A 14,853-nucleotide genomic window follows, 5' to 3' on the forward strand; every position below is an offset into this window, starting at 1 on the left:
GCCGGCACCGCGCCTCCCGTCCGTGGGTGGGTCGCGTCGCGACCCGCCCGATCGTCAGCGACGACGGAAGTAGCCGTTCGCACCGCCGACGAACATCAGGATCGTCGCGACGATGACCGCGACGGCACCGATCCAGCCGAAGGCGTTGCCACCCGAAGCGGCACCGACACCGACGCCGATGACCTGCAGGATCGCGAGGACGAGCAGCACGATGCGCGCCCAGTTGCGGCCGTCACGCATCTTGAAGACGATGATCAGCTCGATGATCGCGAGGATGAACTCGAAGATCGCACCGCCGATGAGGGGTGCCGTCCCGACGCCCTGCGCGGCCGCGGAGCCGCCGCCGGAGACCAGGCCGATGATGCCCTGGACGATGTTCGCGAGGACGACCACCAGCCAGATCACGAACGAGACGGTGACGGTGGTCGGACGGCCCGACCGGGTTGTACCTGACATGACTGCTCCTTCTGCCGCGATCGCGTCCAGCGATCTCACCGTGAACGTACAGGCCGGACGGACGTCTGTCCGGAGTCGGTCCAGACGCATCCGGGAAACGCGCGCAAGGATGGTGCGCATCGCTCCAGGAGGCGCGGTGCGGGTCCGCAGCGCTGGACGCGGTCGGAGCGCGGCCTGGTTGGCTGGTCGCATGCTCCGCCCCGACACCGTCACCGTCGTCGTGCCGGTCCTCGACGACGCCGACCAGCTCCGCCGGTGCCTCGAGGCGGTGGCTCGCCAGACCCGGCTGCCGGACGAGGTGGTCGTCGTCGACAACGGCAGCTCGGACGACAGCGCGGCCGTCGCTTCGCAGGCCGGAGCCCGCGTGCTGCACGAGCCCGTCCGGGCGATCGCCGCAGCGGCGTCCCGGGGCTACGACGCAGCGACGAGCACCCTGATCGCCCGGCTCGACTCGGACTCCTGCCCGGGCCCGGACTGGCTCGAGCGGGCGCTCCGCCACTTCGACGACGACCGTGTCGTCGCGGTGACCGGTCCGGGCGAGTTCCGCGGACTCGGGCGCCTGGAGCGCGCGTTCTGGCACGTCGCGTACATGCGCGCCTACTTCGCACTCATGACCGCGGCGCTGTGGCGGCCGCCGTTGTTCGGGTCCAACCTGGTCATCCGGCGTCGCGCGTGGGAGGCCGTCCGGTCCCGCGTCCACCGGTACGACGCCGAGGTGCACGACGACGTCGACCTGTCCGTGCAGCTCGATCCGGCCTGGCCCGTGGTGCTCGACCGGTCCCTCGTGATGTCCGTGTCGGGCGACCCCGTCCGCGACCTGCCCGGTCTGCTCGTGCGGACGCGGAAGGCGCTCCGGACGCTGGCGCTCGGCGGGTTCCGGATCCTGCCGGTGGTCCGGGCCGTCCGGCGGTGGTCGGCCGGGCCCCGCCGGGTGCCCGGCGCCGAGGTCGACCGCAGCCGTCGGTCGGACGTCATCGAACCGCTCGAGGAGGTGCCCGCGTCGTGAGCGACTCCCCGCTCGTCGGGCCGCGGTCCGCCCCGGACCTGCACGTGGCGTCCCTCAACGTCCGGCGGCGCGTCCCGCACCGTCGCGTCGACCACCCCGACGCCTGGACGCGTCGCCGGGCTGCCGTCCTCGAGCTGCTCGAGTCCGAGTCCCCGCACCTCACCGCGCTGCAGGAGGTCCTGCCCGACCAGGAGCACTGGCTCACCGAACGGCTGCCGTCCCGGTGGACCGCGGTGCTCCGGGGTCGCGGGCGGCATGGCGACGGGGAGCGCGTCGGTTTGCTGGTCGACACCGGACGACTGCGGATCACCGGCGAGCACGTCCGGGCGCTGTCCCGTCGGCCGGACCGGATCGGGAGCCGGTCGTGGGGCACCCTGTTCCCGAGGATCGCCGTCGGCCTGGCCCTCGAGGACCGCGTCACCGGCACGCGGTTCCTCGCCGTGGCGGTGCACCTCGACGTCGCATCACCCCTGGCTCGTCTGCGGTCGGCGCAGCTCGTCGTCCGGTGGGCGGACGAGGTCGGGGTCCCCGTCGTGGTCCTCGGCGACGCGAACGCCCCGGCGGGCAGCGCGCCGCACCGGGCCCTCACCGGCGCGGGCTTCGCGGACACCTGGACGACGGCGACCACGCACGCCTCCGAGCAGTGGGGCACCCACCTCGGGTACCGCGCACCCCGGCTCGGCGGGCGCCGCATCGACTTGATCCTGGCCCGTGGCACCGACGGCGTTCGCCCGTCCGTCTCCGAGGCAGCCGTGTCGACGCGGCGACCGGGCGGCGTGTGGCCGTCCGACCACGCGGCCGTGCAGGCCGTTCTCCGGTGGGAGACGACGTGACCGCGACCGCCTCCGACCGGCCGGTCCTCGACCGTCTGGGGGCGACGTTCCTCCGCCGGCCCCGCGGCGCCGAGGTCGTCGCCGACGCCGTCCGCCTGGTGACGCTGGTGAGCCTGCCCGTCGCCGCTCTGGGGTGGGGCGGGATCGCGTTCGCCGTGCTCCTGCTCGCACTGCTCGGGGTCGTGGTCCCCCGGGTGCTCGGACTCCGCCCCGCCGTCGACACCGCGGTCTGCCTGCTGGCCCTCGTCGCCGCGTGGAGCAGCGTCCTCGGCTGGTACACGTCGGTGTTCCTGTGGGACAAGGTCGTGCACTTCGTGCTGCTCGCCGCGTTGACCGCGGTGCTGTGGGTGATCGCGAGTGACACCGGGGTCCTGCGCACGGGCGACCGTGTGGGCCGGGTCCAGGCGGTCGTCGTCGGCGGGGTGCTGTCGCTCGCGATCGGCTCCGTCTGGGAGATGTTCGAGTTCCTCGGGCACACCTACCTCGACGGGACGATCGTCGTCGGCTACGAGGACACCATCGGAGACCTGGGCGCCGACCTGGCGGGCGGGGTCCTGGCCGGGCTGCTGCTGCCGTGGGCGGTGCGGGACCGACGGGTCGTCGATCCGTCGCACTGAGCGCGTACCGGACGGGAGGCGCGGTGCCGGTGAGCCGGTCGGCTCACCCACACCGCGCCTCCTGTCACGACGCCGCGGACGCAGCGCCCCGGAGCGTCAGCTCCGGATGAACGCGAGGATGTCGGGGTTGATGACGTCGGCGTGCGTCGTCAGCATGCCGTGCGGGTACCCCTCGTAGATCTTGAGCGTCGCGTCGCTGAGGAGCTCCGCCTGCTTGAGCGAGGCGGCCTTGTAGGGGACGACCTGGTCGTCGTCGCCCTGCAGCACGAGGACGGGGACGGTGATGGCCTTGAGGTCCTCGGTCTGGTCGGTCTCCGAGAAGGCCTTGATGCCCTCGTAGTGCGCGACGGCGCTGCCCGTCATGCCCTGACGCCACCAGTTGGCGATCACCGGCTCCGACGGGGTCACACCCTCGCGGTTGAAGCCGTAGAACGGGCCGGAGGCGACGGCCTGGAAGAACTCGGCGCGGTTCGCGGCGAGCGCTTCGCGGAACCCGTCGAACACCGAGATGTCGGTGCCCTCGGGGTTCGCGTCGGTCTTCACCATCAGCGGCGGCACGGCGGCGACGAGGACCGCCTTCGCCACGCGACCCTGCGGCTGGCCGTACCGGGCGACGTAGCGTGCGACCTGGCCACCGCCGGTCGAGTGCCCGATGTGGATGGCGTCGTGCAGGTCGAGGTGCTCGACCACCGCGGAGACGTCGCTCGCGTAGTGGTCCATGTCGTGTCCGGTGCCGATCTGCGACGAGCGGCCGTGGCCCCGTCGGTCGCTGGCGATCACGCGGTAGCCCTCGGCGAGGAAGTACAGCATCTGCGCGTCCCAGTCGTCCGAGGACAGCGGCCAGCCGTGGTGGAACACGATCGGCTGTGCGTCGCGGTTCCCCCAGTCCTTGAAGAAGATGTCCGCACCGTCGTCGGTGGTCACGTAGCCCATGGTCGTCTCCCTGTGTGTTCTGTGGTGGTGATGGTGGGTGGATGGGTGGTCAGTCGTTCGAGGCGGCGGTCTCGCGGACCGCGGTCTCGATCACGTCGGCGACGTCGGCCGGGTGGGTGTGCATCACCAGGTGCGGCGCGGGCAGCTCGACGACGCCGCGGAGGCCGGCGCGCTCGTAGCCGAAGCGCTCCACGTCGGGGTTGATGGTGTGGTCGTTCGCCGAGACGATGCCCCAGCCGGGCGTGGTCTTCCACGACGCCACCGATGCCGGCTCACCGAAGGCCGCGCCGGTCAGGGGTCGCTGCGACACAGCGAGGACCTCTGCGGTCCTCGGGTCCACGCCGTCGGCGAAGACGGGCGGGAACGCATCGATCTTGACGGACACGTCGGTGCCGTCCTCCGCGCCGGCGATCGGGTACGGCGTGTACACGAGGTTCGCGGCGAGGTCGGAGTCCGGGAAGCCGCCCTGCAGCTGCCCGAGGCTCTCGCCCTCCTCGAGGACGTACCCGGAGACGAATACGAGTCCGACGACGTTCTCGGCTGCGCCGGCGACGGTCACGACCGCACCGCCGTAGGAGTGGCCGGCGAGGACGACGGGGCCGTCCACTGCCTCGGCGACGGCGCGGACGGACGCGGCGTCCTCCGCGAGGCTGCGGTTGTACACCGGCGGAACGAGCACGGTGTGCCCGCGGTCGAGGAGCTCCCGCGTGACCGGAGCCCAGCTGGCGGAATCGGCGAACGCGCCGTGCACCAGGATGATGGTGGGCGTTGACATGATGTGGTCCCCTTCCCCGATGGTGCGGTCCTCTCGCTTCTGATCGGACGTTCAGGCACCATGGTCTTCGCCCCCAATACAAGGGCCGACGGGTGACCCGACACCAGGAAGAAAGCATGAAGAACAGCACGCCACGGAACAGCATCCGATGAGTGATTCGCTCGGTGCGCAGCTGCGCCGCCACCGGCTCATGGCGGACTTCACGCTCGAGGCGCTCGCGCACGCGTCCGGGATCAGCGACCGGACCATCAGCAACATCGAGCGCGGCATCAGCGTCGCACCGCAACGGCGGACCCTGACGGCACTCCTCGACGCCCTCGGCCTGCCGGAGGACGAGCAACAGGCGATGCTCCGTCAGGCACGGCTGCCCCGACTCCCGACCGAGGGCTCGCTCCGCTCCGCGATGCTCGCGCCGACGCTGGTGACCGACTTCACCGGCCGACCCGAGGTGCTGCGAGCGGCCGCCGAGTTCCTGGGGCGGAGCGATGCAGACCCCGCTGCCCCGATCCTCGTCATCTGCGGACCCGCGGGTGTCGGCAAGACCACCGTCGCCCTCGAGGCCCTGAGCCGGCACGGGTGGGGCGACGGGATGCGCGCCTTCGTCGACCTGAACGGCATGAACTCGCTGCCCCTGTCGCCGCTGGGCGTGCTGCAGTCGCTCATCGCGCAGACGTCCGAGATCCGTGACATCTCGACACTCGACGAGGCGATCTCCGAGTGGCGGCGCATCACCGCCGCGAAGCGGGTCGCCGTCGTCCTCGACAACGCCGCGAACGAGGACCAGGTGCGCCCCGTGCTCGCCGCGACGAACGCCGTCGTCATCGTCACGTCCCGCCGGAGCCTCGCGGGTCTCGTGAACGTGCAACGCATCACACTCGAACCGCTCGAGCGGGCCGAGAGCGTGCAGCTGATCGGGCGCATCGTGCCCGCATCGCAACGCACGGACGCCGACGCCGACGCCCTGGCAGCGGCCTGCGGTGACCTCCCGTTGGCGCTCCGGATCGCCGCGAACCGCGTCGCCGCGCAGCCCCGGTCGACGGTCCGGGACTTCCTCGACACGATGGCGGCTCGGCGCGATCCCCTCCGTGCCCTCGTCGCCGGCGACCTCGCCGTCGAGCCGGCACTGACCCTCTCCTACGGCCAGACCGACGCGGCGTCACGGCAACTGTTCCGGAGCCTGGCGCTGATCGACGGCGCCACGTTCGACGCGTCCCTCGCCGCAGCGGCAGCCGGCGCTGGTGTCGACGAGACCGCCGAGCGCCTCGACGAGCTCACCGACCTCGGACTGGTCGAGGCGCGCGGCGGGAACCGCTACCACCTCCACGACCTGGTCCGGCTGTTCGCCGCGGCGCTCTCGCGACGCGACGAACCGGCCAGCGCGCGGCAACGACGTGCGCTCCGACACTGGGTGCTCGCCACCGCGCAGAACGCCGGCCTGTGGTTCGAACCGGACCGTGACCCCGATCCCGACGCCCCCGGACGCCACTTCGCCTCCGCCGACGACGCGCGGACGTGGTTGCGGATCGAGGGCGCGCAGTGGGCGAGCGCGGTGACGCAGGCGTACGCGCTCGGTGAGGATCAGCTCGTCCTCGACGTCGCCGAAGCCCTGCACTGGTTCTCGGACACGTGGCCCGCCTGGGACCTGTGGCGGATCCTCTTCCTCACGTCGGCCGACGCCGCCACACGATCGGGCACCGACCGGGACATCGCGGTGCACCACGGCTACGCAGCCTGGCTCCACCTCACCCAGGCGGAGTTCGACGCCGGGCTGCGAGCTGCTCGGAGCGCCGTCGCCGCCGCGGAACGGACCGACGACGAGAAGGAACGAGGATGGGCGTCGTTCTACCTCGCCTGGTCGCTGGGGCGCCTCCTCGACCACGACGCCGCGCTGCGCGAAGCGAGCCGGGCCATGAAGCACCTCACCCTCGCCGGTGACGAGGAGGGCATCTCCCAGGTCCTCGCGATGATCGCGAACTTCCTGATGCACACCGGCGACCTCGCCGGCGCGGTCGACCACTACGAGCACGTCCTCAGCCTCCTCGAGCGGCGACGTGGCTCGGTCCCGCCGAACCTCGTCCTCGTGACCGGCGTGAACACCAGGACCCTCCTGGCCAGGGTGCTGAACAAGGACGGCCAGCCGGAGTACGCACTCGAGGTCATGCCCGGGGTGATCGCCGAGGCGACGGCAGCGCAGTACGCCGACGGACTCGCCCGCGCGCACCTCGAACTCGCCATCGCCCTCCGTCTCACCGGCCGGCTCGAGGACGCCGGACGCCACCTGGCGATCGCCGACGAGACCGCGACCGCGCACCGCCTGCTCGCGCTGCTGCCGGAGATCGAGCGACTCCGGGCCGAGCCGAACGGGTGAGTGAACGCGGCCTCAGTGCCGCGTCACGTGCTCGTTCACCCAGGTCCGCAGGTACGCCAGGGGCACCGCGGCCCCCTCGCCGAGCGGTGTCAACGCGTACTCGACCCGGGGTGGCACCTCGGCGAACACGGTCCGGGTCACGAGCCCGGCGTCCTCCATCCGCTTCAACGAGGCAGAGAGCACCTTCGGGCTGACGCCCTGCAACTGACGTCGCAGTGCACCGAACCGCTGCGGCCCGTCCTCGAGCACGCCGATCGCGAGCGCCGTCCACTTGTTCGCGAGCAGGTCGAGCATCTCGCGGCACGGGCAGGCGGCCGCGTAGACGTCGTTCCGGTCGCAGGTGTCGAGCACGTGGACGGCTTCCACGGGACGGCTCGTCGAGGTGGTCACCTGCGCACCCTAACCGGTGCACCATGGCCGGGCAACCGCCTGGTTCCCGATGGGTACCGTTTCGGACCTGGGCTTTCTCGGTTACCCGACGGTAACCAAGGGCCCTTGCGGGTAACCACGGCACAGCGTGCACGATCGACGCATGACCACGACGAACGAGGTCCGAGCGATCGGACAGACAGCCGCTCTCCCGGTGACCAGCGCCCGCAGCCTGGTGCCGACGACCATCCCCGAGCCGGTCCCCGGCCCGCACGACCTGCTCGTCGAGGTCCGCGCGGTCTCGGTCAACCCCGTCGACGTCAAGCTCCGCGGCGGCGTGGAGCCCGACGGTGGTGTCCGGGTGCTCGGCTTCGACGCCTCCGGGACGGTCCGCGCCGTCGGCGCCGCGGTCACGCTGTTCGCCCCGGGCGACGACGTGTCCTACGCCGGTGCCATCGACCGGCCGGGCAGCAACGCGGAACTGCAGCTCGTCGACGAGCGCATCGTCGGGCGGAAGCCGGCGTCGATGTCCCACACGGAGGCCGCCGCGCTGCCGCTGACCGCGATCACCGCGTGGGAGAGCCTGTTCGACAAGCTCCGGATCGCGCCGGACGCGACGGGCACGCTGCTCGTCGTCGGCGGCGCAGGGGGTGTCGGGTCGATCGCGATCCAGCTCGTCCGGACCCTGCTGCCGGGCGTCCGGGTCATCGCCACCGCATCCCGTCCCGAGAGCGAGGCGTGGGTGCGCGACCTCGGCGCGCACGAGGTCGTCGACCACCACGGCGACCTCGCCGCGCAGGTCCTCGAGATCGCTCCGGACGGCATCGACTGGATCCTGACGACCAACTCCACCGGCCAGCTCCCCGTCTACGAGCGCGTCCTCCGCCCCTTCGGACAGATCGTCGCGATCGACGACCCGGAGCACCTCGACGTCGTCGCGCTGAAGTCGAAGGCGCTCACCTGGCACTGGGAGTTCATGTTCGCCCGATCCCTGCACGGAGCCGCCGACATGGTGGAGCAGCACCGGATCCTCGACGAAGTCGCCGACCTCGTCGACGCCGGGCGGATCCGCGGGACGGCTACCACCGTCCTCCGGCCGATCACGGCCGACACCCTTCGTCAGGCACACGGCCTCGTCGAGAGCGGCCGCGTCATCGGCAAGGTCGTCGTGAGCGACGAACCGGTCGCCTGAGCCGCCGACCCACCAAGACCACCACCAGAGAGAGAAGAGGAACCACCATGTCCATCACCCTCACCCAGGCGCAGCGCATCATCGCCGCCGCCGACGCCAAGGCCGCCGAACTCGGCGTGCCGTCCTCCATCACCGTGCTCGACGACGGCGCACGGATGGTCGCCTCGGTCCGACAAGACGGTGCGCCGCTCGTGTCGATCGACTCCAGCTTCGCGAAGGCCCGGACCTCGGTGTACTTCGGCGGTGCGGCGACCGGCGACCTCGCCGCGGCGGTCCAGCCCGGGGCGCCGCTCTACACGCTCGGTGCCGCGAGCAACGAGCCGCTCGCGTTCCTCGCCGGAGGCCTCCCGATCACCGACGGATCCGGGGCGCTCATCGGCGCCGTCGGGTCCGGCGGCGGCACGCCCGACGAGGACGCCGTGATCGCGCAGGCGGGCATCGACGCCGCGCAGTGATGCGCTCCCCCTCCGTGGGGTGATCACGGGGCGGGCGGCTCCCGTCCCGGCAGGGTCGCCTCCGCCAGCGCCGCACGGAGAGGCCGGTCGCCGGTCGTGATCTCGAGCTGCAGCCGCCCGGGGTCGGGTCCGACCGCGACGTCCCGCAGGGCGGCCGCGACGTCCGCTCGGGCGATGCCCTTCCGCTCCACGTGCGTGCCCGCGGCGAAGGACCGGGATCCGGGGCCGTCGTGGAGCGCGTCCGGTCGGAGGATCACCCAGTCCAGGTCGAGGGTCCGGACGGCGGCGTCCGCGTCGGACTTCGCCCGCAGGTAGACCTGGAACGGGTCCGTGGAGCCGCGTTCGTACTCGTCCGCCCCGGCACCGGACAGCATCACGAAGCGACGGACGCCGGCGCGTGCCGAGGCCTGCGCGAACAGGATCGCTCCGTCCCGGTCCATCGACAGCGACCTCGCGACCGTGCTCGCCTCCCCCGACCCGGCTGCGAACACCGCGGCGTCCGCACCGCGGAGCACCTCGGCGACGTCGTCGAGCGACGCGGCCTCGAGGTCGACCAGGACGGGGACCACCCCGGGGAGCGCGAGCTCCCCGAGGTGGTCGGCCCGTCGGACCAGCCCGGTGACGGTGTGCCCGTCGGAACGGAGCTGGTCGCCGAGCAGACGGGCGACCTTTCCGTGCGCGCCGGCGATGACGACCCGCATCGTCAGGAGACGACGATGTCGTCGATGTGGATGGAGACGATGAGCGGCTCCGGCAGCGCGTGTCCGTCGCCGTCGCGGACGAAGATGTTGCGCTCGGTGGCCAGCAGCAGCCCGTCCACCCAGGTCTGCCCGGTCATGTACTCCACGCTCGGGGACGCACCGGCGATGTCGACCTCGTAGTCGCGCCGGCGCAGCACGCCGTCCGCGTCGGCGTAGAGGGTCTGCGTCGGGGTGTGGGTCGCGATGTCGTCGGGGTAGGTCACACGGAGGCGCTCCCAGGTCGCTCCGTCCGGCTCCGTCCACGGGCCGACCTCCTCGACCTGCACCCCGGGGAACGTGAACGACCACGGCTCGGTGTTGTACGTCCACATGGCGTAGCCGGTGAAGTACGCCAGCTGCAACCGGTTCCACGGGGTCTCGAGCACGTGCGCGCGGAACGACGACCGGGGGTCGGCGAGTTCCTCGACGACCTCGTCGCCGTCGGCCCGGGTACGGACGATCGCGACGTGGTCGCCGGTGAACTCGGTGCGGAGGTCGTCGGCACCGAAGTGTGCGAGCGAGGTGTGCTGGCGGCGGAGGTCGACGGTGAACCGTCCCTCCTCGGCGATCCCCGGCACCTGCTTGAGGCCCCAGAACGCGCCCCCGAAGTGACGGTTCGCCGAGATGGTGGACACCTCGGCCCAGCGGCTGCCGCCGTGGGCGTCGATGATGCGGTCGAGCAGGGTCGTGGTGGTGGTCATGATCGCTCCGGGTCAGGCGGCGGTGGCCGAGGTGAGGAACTCCTCGACGATGGCCGCGGCCTCGTCGGGGTACTGGAAGATCGACGCGTGGGCGGCGTCGGGGAACACGTGCAGGCGCGCGTCCGGGATCAGGCCGGCGAGCGTGTGGCTGCCCGGTGTCCGGATCATCAGGTCGTCGTCGCCCTGCAGGACGAGCGTCGGCTGGCGGATGCCGGTCAGTCGTTCGAGCTTCGAGATGTCCGGGACGCCCCACGCCAGCACGGCGTCGTACTGCGCGTCGCGCACCGCCGGGGTGGTCGGGGCGTCCCGGTCCTCGGTCCGGGCGCCGAGTCGCCGCAGGAACTCGACCCCGCGGGCCCGGCTCGTGTCGGTGTGCGCGAAGAAGATGTACAGCAGGCTCTCCGCCGTGGGGACGTCGTGGCGCGATTCGCGCTCGATGTCCTCGCGCCACCCGTGCATCGTCGGCGCCCCGGCGGGGCCGGTCCCCGCGAGGACGAGGTTGCGGACCGCCCACGGCCGGAGCAGCGCGAGGTCCTGCGCGACGAACCCGCCGAGCGAGAACCCGAAGAGGTCGAACCGACGGAGTCCGAGTGCGTCGGTGAACGCCAACAGGTCGGTGGCCATCTGCGCCACGGTCGAGGGCACCGTCCCGGTCGACCCGCCCACGCCGGCGTTGTCGACCAGCACGACCTCGCGCCCGGCTGCGATCGGGTCGATGAGCGCCGGGTCCCAGTTGTCGAGGTTCCCGCGGAAGTGCATGAGGAACACGAGCGGGACGCCGTCGGTGCTGTTCCCGAAGCGGCGGTAGGCGTAGGTCGTCCCGTTCGCCGCCGTCACCGTGCTGGTGGGGACGGTGGCGGCGGTGTGACCGGTCGTGGTGTCCGTGGTGCTCATGGGTGACTCCCTCGGTTCGCCCGACCCGGGTGGTCGGTGGCGAGGTCGACGCTAGGAGCGCCGCTGACCGCCCCGCGTGCTCCCCTCAGGGACATGGTCCGGACACGGGTACACACCCTTCGACCGTCAGTCCGCGTCGCCGGCGAGCGTCGCCCGGACCGCGGCTTCCTCGATGTCCAGGACCGTCAACACGGCACGGACCGAGGTCTCGGCGTACCGTCCCTCCCGGCGTGCACGCAGGACCGCTCGACGTTCCTCGGCGATGGTGCGCATCCGCAGCTCGGCGTAGGAGGCCGCACGGCCCGCCCGCAGGCCGTCGTCGCCGACGAGCGTCTCCCCGAGCAGGGCCGCGTCGATGCGGACGCGCTCCACCGCCCGGCCGTCGTAGTCGCCGTCGTCGAGCTCGTCGACCAGTCGGAGGCTCTCGGCCCGGGCCTCGGCGAGGAGCAGCTGCGTCTCCATCCGCTCCTGGTCGAGGTTGGGTGGCGGCAGCGCCGTCCGGCGGATCACCCACGGCAGCGAGAGCCCGAGCAGCAGCGTGGCGACGACGACCACGAACGCGAGGAACTGCAGGAACGCTCGGTGCGGTGTCTCCTCCGGCAGCAGGAAGACGGCGGCGAGCGTGACGACCCCGCGGACGCCGGCCACGGTGACCGGCACGTTCAACCGCCACTGCCAGCTCCGGCGCCGGAGGCGAGCGGGTCCCCAGCGGTACACGGCGGTCACGGCGAAGCTCCAGCCGAGTCGGGCGGCCACGAGCGTCACGAGGACCACTCCGATGACGAGCAGCGCTCGCCCGAGCCCGAACCCGGAGGACAGCGCCCCGCGCAGGATCGCCGGCAGGCTCAGCCCGATGAGCAGGAACACGGCGTTCTCGAGCAGGAACTGCACGGTGCGCCAGTTGAGCGATTCGGCCAACCGGGCCTCGGCCGACTGCAGGACGGGCGCTCGGTACCCGAGGAAGAGACCGGTGACGACCACCGCGAGTGGTCCCGAGGCGCCGATGCCGTGCGCGAGCAGGAACGCGACGTAGGGCGTCACGAGGGACAGGCTCGTGTCGAGGACGGCGGCGGAGAGCCGACGCCGCACCGCGCCCATGACGAACGCGACGAGCAGCCCGACCCCGATGCCGCCGACCACCGCGAGGACGAACTCCCCCGCGGCCCGGACCGGGTCGAACGTCGCGACGATCGCGACGACGGCCGTGTTCAGCGCGACGAGCGCCGTGGCGTCGTTGAGCAGGCTCTCGCCGTCCAGGATCGACGCGAGCAGCCTCGGGAGCGGCGCACGGCGGGTGACGGCGGTGACCGCCACCGCGTCGGTCGGTGCCACGACGGCGCCGAAGGCGAAGGCCGCCGCGAGCGTCAGCGTCGGGACGACCGCCCACGTCACCACGCCGACGACCAGCGTGGTGAACGCGACGAGCCCGACCGAGAGCAGCAGCAGCGACTCACGCCGGGCGCGCACGTCCGAGAGCGAGGTCTGCAGTGCCGCGGCGAAGAGCAGGGGTGGGAGCAGCACGGACAGGACGAAGTCCGGCTCGACGTCCACGCGGGGCACACCGGGCACGTACGAGACGGCCACCCCGATGACGACGAGCGCCAGCGGGGCCGACCACCCCACTCGCCGTGCCGCAGCGCTGACGGCGACCGTCACGACGAGGAACGCGACGACCCACCCGAGGGTCACCTCGACGTCCACGGCACGGCCTCCTGGGTGACCGTGGCGCGGCCACGCGTCGCGGCGGAACCTCGGCCTAGCCTCCGTCCATGCGCAAGGACCGTCGCGAACCCTCCGCCCTGAGCACGCCGTCGCCCGGCGGGCTGGTGTCGATCCCCCTCGCCCGGATCCTCGCCGACCCGCCCGCGCGGAGCGGCGAGCTCGACACCGACGTCGCCGTCGACCGCATCCGCTGACCGGTGGGCCCGGGGCACCCGCCGACGCAGGGTCACAGCGATGCCAGGACTTCGGGCACGGGTGCGCCGAGCGCGACGAGCAGCTCGGCGAACTCGCGGTCGAGACCGTGCGCGACGGCGGTGATGCGCCCGTCCCCGAAGGACCCGAACGACGCGCTCGGCACCTCGGCGGTGAGCAGGACCGGGTCCCCGGGCCGTTGCGAGATCGTCACGCGGAACGGCGCGAGCCCCATCACGCGCGGGTCGAACCGGTACATCCGCTCCGCGACCACGTGGTTCCCCATCAGGTACGACACGCACGCGGACCGGTGGCCCGCGACGGCCATCAACGCCGTCGGTTCGTTCCGCCAGTACCGGATGAACCCGTGGGGTGCGTGCCGCTCGGTCCAGGTCTCGACGGTGTCCCAGTCGCGGTGCTCCGCGAGCACCTCGGAGAGGCTCGTCTCGTCGAGCGGCGGGACGGCCCGTTCGAACGCCGCCACGACCTCGTCGTAGGGCTGCGCCATCGGGACGGAGAACCGCTCGGCCGTGTACTCGGTGATCTCGGTGTGCATGTCGGGACCGTAGATCGGCCGGAGCCGTCGTGCGTGTCCCCGTCCGGACCACCCCGCGTCCGACGCGGACGGCCGTGGGTGGTCCCGGCGGGGACACGCCCTGCGGGATGCACCACTCCTAGCGTGACGATCGCCGACGACGGTCGTCCGGCACCAGACCACCACGCAAGGAGCCTGCAATGCCCACGTTCACCACCCCCGACGGCATCGAGATGTACTACACCGAGCAGGGCGAGGGCCAGCCGATCGTGTTCGCGCACGGCTGGCCGCTCAGCTCGGACGCCTGGCAGCCGGAGCTGAAGTTCTTCAGCGAGAACGGCTACCGCACGATCGCCCACGACCGCCGCGGCCACGGCCGTTCGGAGAAGACGGCCGTCGGTCACACCATCGACCAGTACGCCAAGGACCTCGCCGCGCTCATCGAGCACCTCGACCTGCACGACGTGATCGTGTTCGGCCACTCGACCGGCGGCGGCGAGGTCGTCCGCTACGCCGCGCAGTACGCGGACGGACGCGTCGCGAAGGTCGTGACGGCCGGCGCGATCCCGCCGATCATGGTCAAGTCGGACAGCAACCCCGAGGGTTCCCCGATCGAGGTCTTCGACGGCATCCGCGCAGGCGTCCTCGAGGACGCCTCCCAGTTCTGGCTGGACCTGTCCGAGAGCTTCTTCGGCGCCAACCACGGCCGCGACGTCTCCTACGGCGCGAAGCTCGACTTCTGGCGCCAGGGCCAGCTCGTGAACCTCTCCGCCGCGTACGACTGCGTCAAGGCGTTCTCCGAGACCGACCAGAACGCGGACCTCAAGGCCCTCACCGTCCCGATCCTGATCAACCACGGCGAGGACGACCAGATCGTCCCGATCGACGACGCCGCCCGGAAGGCGATCGAGCTCGTCCAGGACGGCACCCTCAAGACCTACCCAGGCGCACCGCACGGCATCCACGGCGACTACCGCAAGGTGCTGCAGCAGGACGTCCTGGCCTGGATCAAGGCCTGACGCGACCCACCAGCGGACGGGAGGCGCGGTGCGGGCCCGCACCGCG

General features: G+C 72.1%; 17 protein-coding genes. 8 read left to right on the forward strand and 9 right to left on the reverse strand.

The genetic code is table 11. The features are described 5' to 3' along the window. Window positions 1-54 precede the first annotated feature (54 nt). Complete coding sequence (locus Q7F20_RS14340) at window positions 55-456, reverse strand: hypothetical protein (protein WP_305740751.1); 402 nt, start codon at window positions 454-456, stop codon at window positions 55-57. A 190-nt stretch (window positions 457-646) separates the two neighbouring features. Between Q7F20_RS14340 and Q7F20_RS14345 the strand changes: the two genes are divergently transcribed. Genes Q7F20_RS14345 through Q7F20_RS14355 form a run of 3 tightly spaced genes read left to right on the forward strand, consistent with a single transcriptional unit; the run spans window position 647 to window position 2,912 of the window. Then, the gene (locus tag Q7F20_RS14345; RefSeq protein ID WP_305740752.1) at window positions 647-1,462 is read left to right on the forward strand and encodes a glycosyltransferase family 2 protein; all 816 of its coding nucleotides are present in this window, start codon (window positions 647-649) and stop codon (window positions 1,460-1,462) included. Next, window positions 1,459-2,295: an endonuclease/exonuclease/phosphatase family protein gene (locus tag Q7F20_RS14350; RefSeq protein WP_305740753.1), complete on the forward strand. Its 837-nt coding sequence runs from the start codon at window positions 1,459-1,461 to the stop codon at window positions 2,293-2,295. Before Q7F20_RS14345 ends, Q7F20_RS14350 begins: the two co-directional genes overlap by 4 nt. Further along, the gene (locus tag Q7F20_RS14355) at window positions 2,292-2,912 is read left to right on the forward strand and encodes a hypothetical protein (protein ID WP_305740754.1); all 621 of its coding nucleotides are present in this window, start codon (window positions 2,292-2,294) and stop codon (window positions 2,910-2,912) included. Before Q7F20_RS14350 ends, Q7F20_RS14355 begins: the two co-directional genes overlap by 4 nt. 96 nt (window positions 2,913-3,008) lie before the next feature. On the opposite strand, the gene Q7F20_RS14360 is transcribed toward Q7F20_RS14355, so the two are convergent. Continuing rightward, window positions 3,009-3,845 carry an alpha/beta fold hydrolase gene (locus Q7F20_RS14360; RefSeq protein ID WP_305740755.1) on the reverse strand — a complete coding sequence of 279 codons (837 nt, stop codon included), beginning with the start codon at window positions 3,843-3,845 and terminating at the stop codon, window positions 3,009-3,011. 49 nt (window positions 3,846-3,894) lie between these two features. Beyond that, window positions 3,895-4,620, reverse strand: a complete 726-nt coding sequence (locus Q7F20_RS14365) for an alpha/beta fold hydrolase (RefSeq protein WP_305740756.1) — start codon at window positions 4,618-4,620, stop codon at window positions 3,895-3,897. 148 nt (window positions 4,621-4,768) lie between these two features. Here Q7F20_RS14365 and Q7F20_RS14370 point away from each other — a divergent pair, with 148 nt between their 5' ends. Beyond that, window positions 4,769-6,988: a helix-turn-helix domain-containing protein gene (locus tag Q7F20_RS14370; protein WP_305740757.1), complete on the forward strand. Its 2,220-nt coding sequence runs from the start codon at window positions 4,769-4,771 to the stop codon at window positions 6,986-6,988. Between the two features lie 12 nt (window positions 6,989-7,000). On the opposite strand, the gene Q7F20_RS14375 is transcribed toward Q7F20_RS14370, so the two are convergent. Beyond that, window positions 7,001-7,378, reverse strand: coding sequence for a helix-turn-helix domain-containing protein (locus tag Q7F20_RS14375; protein WP_305740758.1), 378 nt, complete (start codon window positions 7,376-7,378; stop codon window positions 7,001-7,003). A gap of 142 nt (window positions 7,379-7,520) precedes the next feature. Between Q7F20_RS14375 and Q7F20_RS14380 the strand changes: the two genes are divergently transcribed. Beyond that, on the forward strand, window positions 7,521-8,549 hold the full coding sequence (locus Q7F20_RS14380; RefSeq protein WP_305740759.1) for a zinc-binding alcohol dehydrogenase family protein: 1,029 nt from the start codon (window positions 7,521-7,523) through the stop codon (window positions 8,547-8,549). 47 nt (window positions 8,550-8,596) lie between these two features. Next, entirely contained in the window at window positions 8,597-9,004 is a 408-nt protein-coding gene (locus tag Q7F20_RS14385; RefSeq protein ID WP_305740760.1) for a heme-binding protein, read from the forward strand. A 23-nt stretch (window positions 9,005-9,027) separates the two neighbouring features. Here Q7F20_RS14385 and Q7F20_RS14390 read toward each other — a convergent pair whose 3' ends face one another. The 4 genes from Q7F20_RS14390 to Q7F20_RS14405 all read right to left on the reverse strand — a co-directional run bounded on the left by Q7F20_RS14390 (window position 9,028) and on the right by Q7F20_RS14405 (window position 13,040). Beyond that, window positions 9,028-9,705 carry an NAD(P)H-binding protein gene (locus Q7F20_RS14390; protein ID WP_305740761.1) on the reverse strand — a complete coding sequence of 226 codons (678 nt, stop codon included), beginning with the start codon at window positions 9,703-9,705 and terminating at the stop codon, window positions 9,028-9,030. A gap of 2 nt (window positions 9,706-9,707) precedes the next feature. Then, window positions 9,708-10,445: a hypothetical protein gene (locus Q7F20_RS14395; protein WP_305740762.1), complete on the reverse strand. Its 738-nt coding sequence runs from the start codon at window positions 10,443-10,445 to the stop codon at window positions 9,708-9,710. A 12-nt stretch (window positions 10,446-10,457) separates the two neighbouring features. Further along, entirely contained in the window at window positions 10,458-11,339 is an 882-nt protein-coding gene (locus Q7F20_RS14400) for an alpha/beta fold hydrolase (protein WP_305740763.1), read from the reverse strand. 126 nt (window positions 11,340-11,465) lie between these two features. Beyond that, window positions 11,466-13,040 (reverse strand): sodium:proton antiporter, encoded by a 1,575-nt coding sequence (locus tag Q7F20_RS14405; RefSeq protein WP_305740764.1) that lies wholly within the window; start codon window positions 13,038-13,040, stop codon window positions 11,466-11,468. A gap of 68 nt (window positions 13,041-13,108) precedes the next feature. On the opposite strand from Q7F20_RS14405, the gene Q7F20_RS14410 reads away from it, so the two are divergent. Next, window positions 13,109-13,255, forward strand: a complete 147-nt coding sequence (locus tag Q7F20_RS14410; RefSeq protein WP_305740765.1) for a hypothetical protein — start codon at window positions 13,109-13,111, stop codon at window positions 13,253-13,255. A gap of 32 nt (window positions 13,256-13,287) precedes the next feature. On the opposite strand, the gene Q7F20_RS14415 is transcribed toward Q7F20_RS14410, so the two are convergent. Further along, the gene (locus tag Q7F20_RS14415) at window positions 13,288-13,809 is read right to left on the reverse strand and encodes a hypothetical protein (protein ID WP_305740766.1); all 522 of its coding nucleotides are present in this window, start codon (window positions 13,807-13,809) and stop codon (window positions 13,288-13,290) included. A gap of 179 nt (window positions 13,810-13,988) precedes the next feature. Here Q7F20_RS14415 and Q7F20_RS14420 point away from each other — a divergent pair, with 179 nt between their 5' ends. Next, on the forward strand, window positions 13,989-14,807 hold the full coding sequence (locus tag Q7F20_RS14420) for an alpha/beta fold hydrolase (protein WP_305740767.1): 819 nt from the start codon (window positions 13,989-13,991) through the stop codon (window positions 14,805-14,807). The last annotated feature ends 46 nt before the right edge of the window (window positions 14,808-14,853 follow it).

The organism is Curtobacterium sp. A7_M15 (genome assembly GCF_030705415.1).
Taxonomy (GTDB): domain Bacteria; phylum Actinomycetota; class Actinomycetes; order Actinomycetales; family Microbacteriaceae; genus Curtobacterium.

What these genes read in the sequence shown, in the direction of transcription:
- Q7F20_RS14340 (WP_305740751.1), bottom strand. Translation starts at nt 456, where the DNA reads ATGTCAGGTACAACCCGGTCGGGCCGTCCGACCACCGTCACCGTCTCG.
- Q7F20_RS14345 (WP_305740752.1), top strand. Translation starts at nt 647, where the DNA reads ATGCTCCGCCCCGACACCGTCACCGTCGTCGTGCCGGTCCTCGACGAC.
- Q7F20_RS14360 (WP_305740755.1), bottom strand. Translation starts at nt 3,845, where the DNA reads ATGGGCTACGTGACCACCGACGACGGTGCGGACATCTTCTTCAAGGAC.
- Q7F20_RS14365 (WP_305740756.1), bottom strand. Translation starts at nt 4,620, where the DNA reads ATGTCAACGCCCACCATCATCCTGGTGCACGGCGCGTTCGCCGATTCC.
- Q7F20_RS14370 (WP_305740757.1), top strand. Translation starts at nt 4,769, where the DNA reads ATGAGTGATTCGCTCGGTGCGCAGCTGCGCCGCCACCGGCTCATGGCG.
- Q7F20_RS14380 (WP_305740759.1), top strand. Translation starts at nt 7,521, where the DNA reads ATGACCACGACGAACGAGGTCCGAGCGATCGGACAGACAGCCGCTCTC.
- Q7F20_RS14385 (WP_305740760.1), top strand. Translation starts at nt 8,597, where the DNA reads ATGTCCATCACCCTCACCCAGGCGCAGCGCATCATCGCCGCCGCCGAC.
- Q7F20_RS14390 (WP_305740761.1), bottom strand. Translation starts at nt 9,705, where the DNA reads ATGCGGGTCGTCATCGCCGGCGCGCACGGAAAGGTCGCCCGTCTGCTC.
- Q7F20_RS14395 (WP_305740762.1), bottom strand. Translation starts at nt 10,445, where the DNA reads ATGACCACCACCACGACCCTGCTCGACCGCATCATCGACGCCCACGGC.
- Q7F20_RS14400 (WP_305740763.1), bottom strand. Translation starts at nt 11,339, where the DNA reads ATGAGCACCACGGACACCACGACCGGTCACACCGCCGCCACCGTCCCC.
- Q7F20_RS14410 (WP_305740765.1), top strand. Translation starts at nt 13,109, where the DNA reads ATGCGCAAGGACCGTCGCGAACCCTCCGCCCTGAGCACGCCGTCGCCC.
- Q7F20_RS14415 (WP_305740766.1), bottom strand. Translation starts at nt 13,809, where the DNA reads ATGCACACCGAGATCACCGAGTACACGGCCGAGCGGTTCTCCGTCCCG.
- Q7F20_RS14420 (WP_305740767.1), top strand. Translation starts at nt 13,989, where the DNA reads ATGCCCACGTTCACCACCCCCGACGGCATCGAGATGTACTACACCGAG.